Origin of the sequence: Paenibacillus phytohabitans (assembly GCF_013141775.1) — a bacterium.
In the GTDB taxonomy this organism is placed as follows: domain Bacteria; phylum Bacillota; class Bacilli; order Paenibacillales; family Paenibacillaceae; genus Paenibacillus_AQ; species Paenibacillus_AQ phytohabitans.
Genome location: NZ_WHOB01000098.1, coordinates 89,858 through 101,944, shown reverse-complemented (window position 1 = coordinate 101,944; position 12,087 = coordinate 89,858). Strand labels below are relative to the sequence as shown.

The window sequence follows — 12,087 nt, the reverse complement described above, 5'->3', positions numbered from 1 at the left end:
GATATTATTTAGCCAGGTTTATCCGTGATCGTTATATAAATGTTCAGGGGCTTTTAGTAACCATTGTTATGATTACATTTTTTAAAGAAACAACTAAATAAAATAGCGCACATCCCTAAGCTCTGGAATGCGCGCCAGTATAATTTTAATATTATTAAAGTTAATCTCATGGCTTTTAGACTGATTGTCTATTTAAAGGTACTTCTTAAAATATATAAATAGTGAATATCAACCTTAACTTAGTGCTGTTTTTCTAACGTTTTTTCATCAAAGAAGTTATTCTCTAAAACACAGATTACTTGATTTTATTTATTGTTAGCTTTGCCTGCCGCCATACACTTGAAAATGGAATTATTTTACCTTTTACATATGCGAAACTCAGAAACATCATTACAGTAAAAAATGTGTACCCGTACATTTCAAAATACTTGTGAACTGAAACTGTAAGACCTACGTAGACCATCAGTATGACAGTATGTCGAATAAACTCTTCCATTTTAACATCCATTAAAAATCGCTCCTTCAATCATCATATAGATTCCGAATAAAAAAGCACTTCAATGTGGCATATTCTATGCCTACACTGAAGTGCTTCTCCAATTAAAATATTCGGTTATAAATTATATTAGCCAAAAAAATCAAATTTGTCCACTCATATGGTTTTAACAAATAGTTGGGAGGGTTTTGAAGAAAGCTGTGCTGAAGAATTTGTTACTAATTCCTGATTCGGCGATTCTGTAACGTTGTTTTGGCACGACTTGTACAGTAAGCAAGCTTATTTAGGGATAGCACTTGTTGCATCAAAAAGTTGGCTATACCCTTGTCTTCCAGAATACTTGAAATATAATATTATACGATGGAATCGCTTCTTCTATCATCCATATTTATCCATTATGGTTATGCGAATCCAAAACATTACGCCGGATTTCGCGTAATAAAATCTCTTTCAGTCCTTTCACTCCCTAATAGGATGTCGGAAGGGCATCATTCGTGTTCAGAGACATATCCCATGTGCCTCGTCTCTAGTTAGCCATCATAAAACAGGCCCACTCTGGAACCCCACACTTCCGGAGTTCGCGGATTCGTATGCGTACTCGTTTCCATTGCTTCCATAGACACATTCGGAGCCTTCTCCGAACCCACTGGTCAAGCGTTTAGAAGTGTTTCTTAGCTAACGCCAGATGGAAATAGCCGATCTACCTTGTTAAATACCGGTTCAGTCAGCTGATCCGTTCTTCGATTGAAATGGGCCATGTTCGTTTCGGTAGCTCGCGAACTCTTTCTTTAACTTTTGAAAGAGTTTTTGGGGCTAGTCGAATCGTAGCCTGTTTCTGATTTAGGAAACGGTATCTTAAGAACTTCCGGTGCCACGGTCTGGCTACCACACTTTTCTCCCGCTTCACTTTCAGTTTCAACTTTCCTTCTACAAATCGGCTAACCTATTTCAGGCCCCGTTCGCATGCTCGCTTAATCGCACAAAGAAGGGTCCATTAGAGTCGGAATGCCTAACATCCGTACCCGTCTCCGGGTTCCCCGCTTGACTGGCGCAGGTCTGTAAGCCCCCGCAAGAAGTTCGGCTTTCACCGATTTCCAATGTTTTTTCGGCGCTCCGACATACCGACGGCTTCACCGCTTCTCTTTGACGCAAGGCCTCTTGCAAGATATTCCGCTGTCGCCCCTCTTCATACGAACGCATCGATTTCCTCTCTCCTTTCGTTTCATCCCCTTCCGTAAGCTGTTGCAACAACTTACGGACACTATGGGCTCTGCTGACTAGGCTACGGTACCAAGTTTTTTTCCTTACCTATCCGGCGGGTCTCCCCAGATAAGAACGTCATCTTTCCGCTCGCACCTGCCCAAATTTACGGCTGCAGCCCTTGCCAGTTTTGAATTTCGCCATATAATGGTGACTCATCCAGCTGCACCGTCTCCAATTGTATTTGTATACCTCAGGTCTTGCTTTTACCTCCGGCTTCCTTCAGGTTCCACCTGGCGGTGGGCGCCCATGCTGGGCGTATATACAAGAAACCCCAGGTCATTAATGACTTGGGGTTCAATTTAAGGCTAAGTAATTTTTATAAGTACTCTTTCAGAAGTATACTGTAGAACCTGTTTTTTTATTATAATAATATTCAAACATGATTGCCCAATAGTTTCATAATATAATGATTTTTTTTAATTGTTTTAATTGCCACATTCAATTTTTTTGCTAGTGCTGAATTCGTAATAGTTTTTCCCTGGTCTTTAAATTCCTTAATAATTACTTCAGTCTGATCTGCCAATTGTTTTTCAATGTACTTATTATAGTTCCTTATATGTTCTGCTTGTTGTTCCTTAAACCATCCACGAAATTCCGGATAATTTTTATCAATATATACCATATCGAATCCAATGCTATTTAAAAACTTATTTATGTATAACCCTCTACTATAGCGACTTTTTGCTATATGCTCCGTTATTTTTTGATATAACTCAATCTTGCTGCGCTCTCGTTGCTTATATTGAAACTCTCTAATCAACCCAATATAGTTATTCGATCTCAACCAACCTTCAGAAATATCAAGTGCTGAAGTAACCTTTAGTATAGTAATCGGTGTATTACTCTCTAAATACTGTTCTAGCTGTTCCTTAACTTGACGAGATTTCCGTTGTGGTCTATTTCCTTTTTTCGGCTTTATGTTTAAAGCGAAATACTCCATAACTTTCTTGTCAGCATAAAAATAATAATACTCTCGTTTGCTCCAGCCGTAATATTCTTTAGCAAGATGAGATTTATTTGTTTTCTTCATATTGTTAATATATTTAATATCATCCAAACATTTATTATCATTAAATTTAGGCGTGTATTGATCTATCATAGATTTATGCATGATTTTTCTATTCGCAAAATAACCAAGCCATTTATAAATGATATCAACATCTACACCTGTTTGCTTGTATACCGCATAAGGAGCGTGTCCATCCTCAATAAGAGGTAGTACCGTTTTATATCCCTTTAATATATAATCATTCATTTCTGTCCAAACAAACTCACTACTTCTCGCATATATCAAGCTACAACTAAGACATATAGCTGGATCATAAAAATGAGTTCCTTTTTTAATCATCATATTAATAGTTCTCACAATTGCAATCATTTTTTCATTACTTTGATATGAAGTGCACCATGGCGCTAAACATACACCAAAGTTTTTTTTAGAAGGGCTTAATCTATTGGATAAGCTTTGCACGTATGTCAAAGGCACGAGTATATTTGAAAATTTCTCCATTGAAAGATTTTGTTGCTTAAGAATACGCAAAATACGATGTAATGTACAAGCATCCTTCTCCCTCATAGTTCTTAGACATCGCAAAATCACACGTATATCGGGATTTAAGTATTCAATTTTACTTTGAGTATGAACGGTCTCTTGATTTTTTATTACATATAGAAGCCTCGAACAGTAGGCAGATACATCATCTAGGAACGCCGGAGTTTTCTTAATTTGTTCTCCCCTTAAATAAATCCAATTACTGTATGTTTCCAATTGTTCATCAACTATTGCTGCCGATACTTTTCCGCCTGGATCTTGGATTGATAAATCCGCCTCACAGACATTACAATACCTGCGGGTTTTCTTTCCTAAATTCATGTAGGGTTGAGTTTGAGAGCAACAATAACATTGATCTTGAAGTTTAATATGATGTTTATTACACATTTTTATCTCATCAACCTGCCATAATAAAAGATGAGTCACCCCCTCAGCTAAACATATAGGGCAAAAAAATCTTTTATTTGTATTCAACATCATTTGGAAAGAGCCTTCTGAACGTTCAGACCAATATGAACGAAAAAGATTATAGATAGGTTGCATCGTCATAGAGTTTAAAACTTCTTTTGGTAAATCCACAATTTTCGCTGTAAGATCTAAGTTAATATTTAGTCCTGAAAATAATTCGTATGAATTAATATCTCTATTTCTATATTTTTTTAGTTTGCATACAATTTCAGCTAATTTAAGGAACGGCATACCATTTTTTTCCGAAACTCTTTCTAAATATCCGGTCAATGATTCAAACTCCAATGGTTTTAGTCTAATACCAAATTTCACTATTCCACCTCTTAAATCTATTTATTAAAATTAAAACACAAAAAAATCAAAGTTGTAGAAAGCCCTAACCGCTTTATACAACTTCCATTTTTAAGCTCACCTTTTATATTATTAATCTATCAGAATCATCTTCTTCAATTCCTCTTCTGCAACCTCACCGATAATATTGGTATATGCCTCCTCCAAAACTAGGCCCAGATCTAACACAGAAGTATCCTCATCAAAATCGGGTTCAAATACTCCCAAAAGAAGAAAAGCTTCCTGGAGAATTGGTGTAAGATATCCGACTAACCCATAGCTAATTTTATGAAGGACTTGTGGGAGAGGCATATCAGCGGATAAATCTGATAAAAATAATGGTTTGGGAGGCAGCAGTTGTTCCTCTATCGAAGCCAGTAATTGAAGAAATTCTTCATCACACTCTTTAAATCGCTCCAGTTTTGTAGGAGGTTTTCTGCGGAAATACTGTGAGTCTAATTTTCTTAATTTTTCAATTTCCGGTGTACCCACACAAATGACAGATACCTTTCCGAAGTTAGTAAGATGTTTTATAGCACTCATTGCCTCTTCATTTTTAACGTAGCGTGATACCAGTATATGGTCCATTTCATCCAAAACAACCATTTCAACTTTCTGCATTTTCAGTAAAGTGAAAACTTGTCTTTTGACGTCCCCCATAGATGGCCGACCTGGAATTTGCGGTGCATTCAAACTATATATAATGCTTTGGTAAAATTCCATTATTGTAAATGGATCAGGTAAATTAACATACAAGACAGGGCGTATATCTATTTCATCCCCTATCTCATCAATCTGGGTATACCCTTCATATTTTTCTGCATATCGTTCCACCATTTGAGTTTTCCCCACCCCAGAAAGCCCCATTATAAAGCGATGCCTCGGGGAGCTTTTTCCTCCTTGAAACGAATTGTGATAACGCATGGAATCCAATAGCGACCAAATTTTTTGCACTTTTGGGTGCAAAATATGAAGATTTGCAACCCGCTCTGCAAAACTGGTTTTTGCTTTAAATGTTATTGATTGTTTATCCAATATTCTCATCCTTCTTTTTGAGCTTTCCTAACATCTCTCTAACTGAAATTTCCTTAGGTATCTTTGCCGGAGCTGGCGGCCTTGAGTTCGGCAGTTCCATATTCATTCGTGTTGCCTGCGCTCTTTCTCTTCTTCTAGTTTTGGCCCTCTGCTGTACTCTTTCTGCCAGCATTTCTTTAGCTACCTTAATACTTTTAACTCCAGGAATCTTTCGGGCTTCTAACAGTCCTTTTTCTTTCATTATTTCTAGGACTTTTGTGAATGTATATCGATTCAAGCCCTCCGTTTCTTCTAACATTTCCCGTTGAGGTCTTAACTCTATATATTCTCCGCTCTCTGAATCTAGTAAATGTAATATGGACACATCGCTATGATTATATTTAATCTTATATTTAAACTCCCTTGGTTTTACTAAACCTTTAGCGTTACTAGTACTTTTGTAAATAATATTTTCAAAGCGGACACCATCGCGCGTGTATGGTCTAAATGTTACTGGCAACAACTCCATTCGATAAAACTCCTCATCTTCCTTATCAATCCATTCAGGAAAACCAACTTTCTTTAACCCGTCATAATATCTCTTTACGGGTACAGGAGAAAAAATCGGTAGTCCTTTGTGAACTTGATGATGGTAAACATCAGTGATATAGACAGTTAAAAGCTCTCGAATATCCTCTAGAGTAAATATTGCCTCTGCTTCAGAGTCATAATCGCCTTTTTCCTGAACGCTGCCTTTACGAGTTCCAGCCAATCGGTGAATAAGTTGAGCATTTATGGTACCGAAAAGGCGTTCAATGGTTCCACCATACCTTGGTGTTTTGACCGGTCGATATTGCGGGTTTGATTTTAAAGTTTCTTTAATCATTCGTCTAACATCAGCATTCTTGAATTCCGGGCCATTATCGGTGTAAATGATATTGGGAATTCCATATACATCCCATTCATTTATTGTGTTATACTTCCTCTTTACATTTTTGAAGAAAATACCATGCATTAGAGCTTGTCTGACTTTATTTGCCGAAGGAGGTTCAAAGGAAACATCCAAGCACCATACCATTCGGCTGAATAAATCCATTCCAAGAGTTATCCACGGTCTTCCGATTACGTATCCGGATTTTTCATCTATCACATCAATATCCAGTTGTGTGTGATCAATTTCAACAATATGTAACGGAAACATAGCCTCTTCGTTAGAATATCCTCGGGTTACTTCATTGTAGGCCTGCTCTCCTTTTCGTCCTTCCCTCATTCTTGAACGGATCTCCGGACTTAGTCTCTTTAATATTTTATATACCGTGTCATAACCAGGAGCATCAACTCCCTTTTTACTGCATTTAACTTCAATCGATTCGAACACCGCTGTAGCTGTATCTTTCTTAAGGGTGAGATACTCCTTCTCGATTACCTCTTTGATAATAGGTACTACCTCATCAGGCAGCTTAACCCTTATAGTATCTAGAACTAGTTCTGTTTTTTTAGGGTGACATATCTCTAAGATTTTACAATCTTTCCGATTATAATTTTGTTTAAATACATTAGGTATTAATCCATTCTCACCCTGATTAGGGAGCGAAGACTCTTCTTTGCGATATCCTGCAAGTCTTCGTTTGATAGTGCGATTAGATAAGTTGTATACTCCAGCCACTAAATCAATTAAACATTCTTGTGACATTTTATTGTATGTCTTCTGTTCAAAGTATTGCCCATATCTACTTTTAAGTTTAGTTAATGCTCGAAAATCTCCACTTTTTGCTTTTCCCAGTAATAACATCGGTTCAATTAAGTCAAAGCGATCTTGAACTATTTTTTTTTGTTTTTCATCTAAAGTGTCGAGTAGTGAAACATACCTTTTCTCTTCCCTTTTTTGAAGTGCTTTATCAATCAAGGTATCAGCAGAATAAAATGTTGATTGATTGATGAGTTCAAAATAATTAAACTCTACTTCTTCAACATTTCCTGTAGCCACAGCAAACACTTTCGGTGGATCAATCTCAGACACCCTATATCTGATTCCATCTATTTGAAACTCCATATTTTCCTTAAAACTGTGTAACTTCATCTAGATAACCTCCCGGCCGAAAAGCTAGCTCAAATGGATTCATTACATTGACTGCTGAAAATTTACTTTGTTCTGAAACTTTTTCTAGGATATCAATCCCTAATTTCCCCTTCGCTATTAAATGGTAAATAATTGGAAGTATAATACGAAAGTCTGTTATTCCGGAAAAACTTAACGCTAGCTCAATAATACTAACACCTTCTAAATAACTAGCTTTAATCATTACTTGATCAATCCATTGTTCATAGTACTTCCGTGATTTTCGGAATTGGGATAAAAATTTAAGATTAATTAATACTTTTTCCGGGAGAGTCTTAGGATAAATCACCTGATACTTCCACTCTATTCTTTCAGCATGTAATGAACATGCTCGGTTGCACCTTAAGAAGGTTTTGGATTGTTCTTCAGGCGTTTCTTTAATTTGTACAAGTAAGGGAATTTGTTTTTGCCGAAAAACAAGAGTATCGGGTACATGCATCCAACTTTTCTCTTGCCCTTCAGAATCAAGATGCTTGATTGCTATTTCCACAGGCTGAACATAATATCGAATAACTTCAGGATCGAGCTCAAGCAAATAGTAAAACAATTGTTCATTTAAGGAATGATACTCCACATCACGATTATCCATTTTCGCACTGATTATTGAACCGATAATATGCGGTCTCTGCCAGCTAATCTTATTATCTATTCTTCTCTTTGGAGAGTAGAGTTGATCTTCTAAGGTCCAATCTTTATGTGTCCAATCCATACTGATTTCCTCTACTTTCGTTTAATGAGTCTTTCTAATGCTATTCCTATAGAGCCATTAATTTAATCAAAATCTAACATCTGTATTAACTTCTCTACAGTCCATAGCTTTACCTCAACATTCACCCCATCGTGAGTAATGATCAACCTAAGCTCTGTAGGCGTTGGATTTCCTAGTTTTTGCGAGAAATATATACCTACAATTCGAGACAACTCCGTATAACTTAAGGTAACGATTGTATCTTCACGCAAATCTCTCTTCTCCTCGCTAATTGATAATTATATCATCATTTAAGCCTTTATTTTGTATTTTTATACACGTAAACCAAGATATACAGTTAATGTATTTAATGAATTTATAAAGTTCACTACAACACTGATTATTTGATGCACTTGTAATTCATGATTTACAATTCTTTTTTTAAAAAAAGGACTTTCTTTCCTTCTGAGTAGCATTAATCGCAGTGACACTCTGAAAATTCAATAAAAACGAAAAGACTCACAGAGTAGGATTCTGTCGATAAATCCTACTTTGTGAGTCTTTTAACTTTGCTTTTTCAGAAAAAAACGTGTGATTTATTAGCAAATACTCAACTCAATAATACGTTTTTTTTACTCTTAATCTGTTTTATTAGTTGTGGAGCATACCTTCTAAGTGATGCATAGTTAGTATGGGTAACTGCATAGAGCTCTTTCATTGAGACCTTCTTGCCTTCATGTTCTTCTAGATATCTAGTGACTTTCTGCTCTATCTTCATGCTGACTTTTCCGCGCTTCATTTCAAACTGCTTCGTTCTATAAAGTTCTACTAAGTCTGAGCAGCCCTTGTTTCTGATGGTTGTGGCAGAAGTTCCCCACGCTTTAGCGACCGCCGGTAAGTTTATGGCGGTATCACATTCTAAAAGTTCCATGCAAGTATTATTAATATTCGCTCTAAAAATCGGATCACTGTCTTGTGTTTTTGGCTTTGTGTACGATTTAAACAATGCTTGAACAACCAGAGGGTGATAACGATGTACTAAAAACTGGTCATAGTTAACCCACTCTTTCCAAAAGCGAATTTCGGCTAAATCTATTCCTTTATCAAGTTCCTGAACAAACTTTTCTAACATTTTCTCATTGATAGCCGGCTTTTTAATACCATCCAGTTCAAGTACGTCACGAATCTGAAAGTAAGCAAGAACACGCTGAATACGCCCTCGCTTAAGACCCATAACCTTTATTCTTTCCGGCCATGTAAGTTTACTGATATTTCGATTTGATAAGATCTCATACGCCTTTATAAAATAGGAACGCTCTACAAGATGATTGTCCTCATCTAAGGCATACTCGCATCCACAAGAAGGACAGAACATACAATAGGATAAAGATTTCCCGCCTTTCTTAGTATGAAAGATTCCTGTCGAAACTAATTCTCCTCTTACCCCATACCGTTCACACCAGGGGGCTATGCAGGCAGTACCTGCAGCAATCTCTCCAATACTTTTCTCATGAAGTGAGTGTATAAATCCCTCTGGTACATTTAATTCAAGAAAACCCCGAACATGTAAATCCGCTGCATAAAGTACAGAAAACAGTGAAGTAATATGTACTGCGCATTTTTTAGATAATGTACCTCTAGCACACTGGATTAAATACTCCAAGCATCCAGAGTATCGACTTTTCCGTATCAGTTCTTTATTATATTTTTCTTGTTGGCCATTCAATATATACACCATTTTAATTGCAATTTCGGATGGAGTAAAACTTCGACCAGTATACTCAATAAGATGTTTCCAATTTTCAATTAACCATGCTTGTTGTTTTACATGACTTTGATCAATTATTTCTCTGCTATCTTTAACTTTGGATAGATATCCACTACAGTAGGGGCATCTGTTAACGACTCGGATATCCTGATACATAACAGAGCAATGACAGTGTCCACACTTATTCATCAACTGTTTATTATGTTCGGTACAGACGTCTACACCTTTCAATTTCCAATGTAAAGATATAGAATTTGTAATTTCGATACATTCAGGACAATAATGTAGATCCTCACGTAACATTCCCTTTAGTACTTTACTCTGCTCGCCGTTTTCTGAGTCTGTAAAAGTTCTAATCAAATTTGTAAAACTGCTTCTATTCACATCAACTCTCGTTAACCCTGTCATCTCACAAAGCTTATCAATATTCAACATACTCGCTGGAAAAAAATCCATACGTTTTAAATCTCCAGTATGAAGCAGATAGTCCTCGTTTCGTTTAACCATTTCGAGCAAACCTACAATATCTCTTCCATTTGTACCTGCTGCTCTTGTTAGGTAGCTAGACAGGGATTCGCATTTAGCTAATTTACTCCGAATTGTAAATCGTTTTATTATACTCACCTCTACCTAAAATGAGGATTACATCACTTACTCTGATGTACTAAAGTACTCTTTAGAACACCACTTTATTTGCTCTACTCTACTCTTCTCGTGAAAATTGATTAACTGGTTTAATACGAATATTCGCTGAACAATATCCTGGGTGAAATACAACTGCCTCTTGTAATAATTAATTTCCCACTGATATGGAAATGAAGACTTCATGTTTTTTTCATAGATCGAAAGTAGTTGTATGTGAAGGTCGAAAATCTCTTTATATGACACAATCAAACCCCCTCTCTTACTCTAGATTCAAAAGAACTTTTAACATTATCAACGTTCGAATCTAAAAGTATACAAAGAGTCCTACTTTATCAATTTGCAAGATAAAAAGACATCTATCAGAGTTAACTTCTGACAGATGCCTTAATTAGTATTGCGTGAATTTAATTATCTCTTTTATACTTATAGATATATCCTTCTCGCTTTTATTTCATTAATCTTTGCATTCTCAATTCATTTCTATTCTTACACTTGCGTTCATCCTCGTCTTTTTCTTTTTTCTTCTCTTTCAATGCTTCCTCTATGATATTTTTGACTAATACAATCCAACGAAATCGTCCAAAATAAGTGTAAATTATCAAAATCAAAAAGACAGCAATAAAGTAAATATTCATCTGTAGAGCGTTGAATGCTGCCTTTGTAACTTTAAAGTATTCCGAAGCCATTTCATTGGTTTGTTTTATTAAATTTTCAGTTCTTTCATCAGGTTTCATATTTTTATTTATTTCTTTATTTAATTCTTGATTAGCATTATAAATCCAATCCATCGGTTTCATTGTAAAATTGATTTGAGTATTTATAGATGTAAAAATCATTGTAAAAATTAATGCTAGAATAGCAATAATAGACGTGAGTTGCTTATAATGTTCGAATTGAGTATCAATGCTAGCCTTAATAGAGACCATTTCCGATTCTGTGTGATCCTTTACTAAATCACTTCTTAATTTATTTATATCTCCTAGTTTTAGAATACCTAACCCCCAAAAACCCATACGATACTTTTTTCTAATGTACTTACTTGCTGTTTCCATTTCATCAAGTTTAATGATTTTTGGATTTTTCTTATTCAACTGCGATTCCCCTTTTAATTCAAATTATCTACAAACAACTCAATAAAACTAACTGTATAAAAATATTAGGCCAAAATCCATCTCACATGTAAGCAGATATATAAGATCTAAAGATCCATTTATTATATACAACCGTAATCCAGTTGTTGGAAGAAGTCAATTTGAAATTGCGAACTAACGATCTTGTTTTTTACATATATAGTTTTATAATCATTAAAAAATCTATGTGTTGTGTGTATTTTCCTTTTAGCGATTCGGGACCGCTGGCTTATGTTCTCTTGATTTTTCTCCTTCGACTCCGTTTGGCAGCCATTTTTCAGGGTACTATGGCAAACGTATGTTCTGTGTACTCATTTGGATATATGATATAATAATATTGTGTAAAGGAGTAATAATGTAGAGGGGGCGGGCATCTCGCAAAACGTTGTCAACTGAAGAACCGCATTTAAGAACGACCTGCAAGAATTAGTACACTCACATTAAAAAAATGTGATATAAGGTGTTTATCACCGGAAAACTGTGACAAAAACGTAAAATTAATCACCTTTATGGTTTGATCATGCTGTGGATTACTTGTGGATAAAACGTCAATAAATGTGGGTAATCCTTGTCTGGCGCGGGGTTTGAAAATATGGTTTACAAACACAAAATTA

At 35.8% G+C, this 12,087-nt stretch carries 7 protein-coding genes and 1 pseudogene; all 8 read right to left on the bottom strand.

The annotated features are described in order from the left end of the window. Positions 1–962: 962 nt before the first annotated feature. A pseudogene (locus GC101_RS37030) lies at positions 963–1,484 on the bottom strand (group II intron maturase-specific domain-containing protein); the annotation flags it as partial. A gap of 648 nt (positions 1,485–2,132) precedes the next feature. Then, the gene (locus GC101_RS35485; protein ID WP_171721108.1) at positions 2,133–4,091 is read right to left on the bottom strand and encodes a TniQ family protein; all 1,959 of its coding nucleotides are present in this window, start codon (positions 4,089–4,091) and stop codon (positions 2,133–2,135) included. A 111-nt stretch (positions 4,092–4,202) separates the two neighbouring features. Beyond that, on the bottom strand, positions 4,203–5,144 hold the full coding sequence (locus GC101_RS35480) for a TniB family NTP-binding protein (protein ID WP_171721107.1): 942 nt from the start codon (positions 5,142–5,144) through the stop codon (positions 4,203–4,205). Continuing rightward, positions 5,137–7,203, bottom strand: a complete 2,067-nt coding sequence (locus GC101_RS35475; protein WP_171721106.1) for a DDE-type integrase/transposase/recombinase — start codon at positions 7,201–7,203, stop codon at positions 5,137–5,139. The genes GC101_RS35480 and GC101_RS35475 overlap by 8 nt, the downstream gene beginning before the upstream one ends. Next, complete coding sequence (locus GC101_RS35470; RefSeq protein ID WP_171721105.1) at positions 7,184–7,951, bottom strand: hypothetical protein; 768 nt, start codon at positions 7,949–7,951, stop codon at positions 7,184–7,186. The genes GC101_RS35475 and GC101_RS35470 overlap by 20 nt, the downstream gene beginning before the upstream one ends. 62 nt (positions 7,952–8,013) lie before the next feature. Then, positions 8,014–8,202 (bottom strand): hypothetical protein, encoded by a 189-nt coding sequence (locus GC101_RS35465; protein ID WP_171721104.1) that lies wholly within the window; start codon positions 8,200–8,202, stop codon positions 8,014–8,016. 338 nt (positions 8,203–8,540) lie between these two features. Beyond that, positions 8,541–10,322 (bottom strand): TniQ family protein, encoded by a 1,782-nt coding sequence (locus GC101_RS35460; protein WP_171721103.1) that lies wholly within the window; start codon positions 10,320–10,322, stop codon positions 8,541–8,543. Positions 10,323–10,789: 467 nt separating this feature from the next. After that, positions 10,790–11,434, bottom strand: a complete 645-nt coding sequence (locus GC101_RS35455; protein ID WP_171721102.1) for a hypothetical protein — start codon at positions 11,432–11,434, stop codon at positions 10,790–10,792. Between the last annotated feature and the right edge of the window lie 653 nt (positions 11,435–12,087).

Coding starts and splice junctions, on each gene's coding strand:
- GC101_RS35475 (WP_171721106.1), bottom strand. CDS start 7,203: ATGAAGTTACACAGTTTTAAGGAAAATATGGAGTTTCAAATAGATGGA.
- GC101_RS35470 (WP_171721105.1), bottom strand. CDS start 7,951: ATGGATTGGACACATAAAGATTGGACCTTAGAAGATCAACTCTACTCT.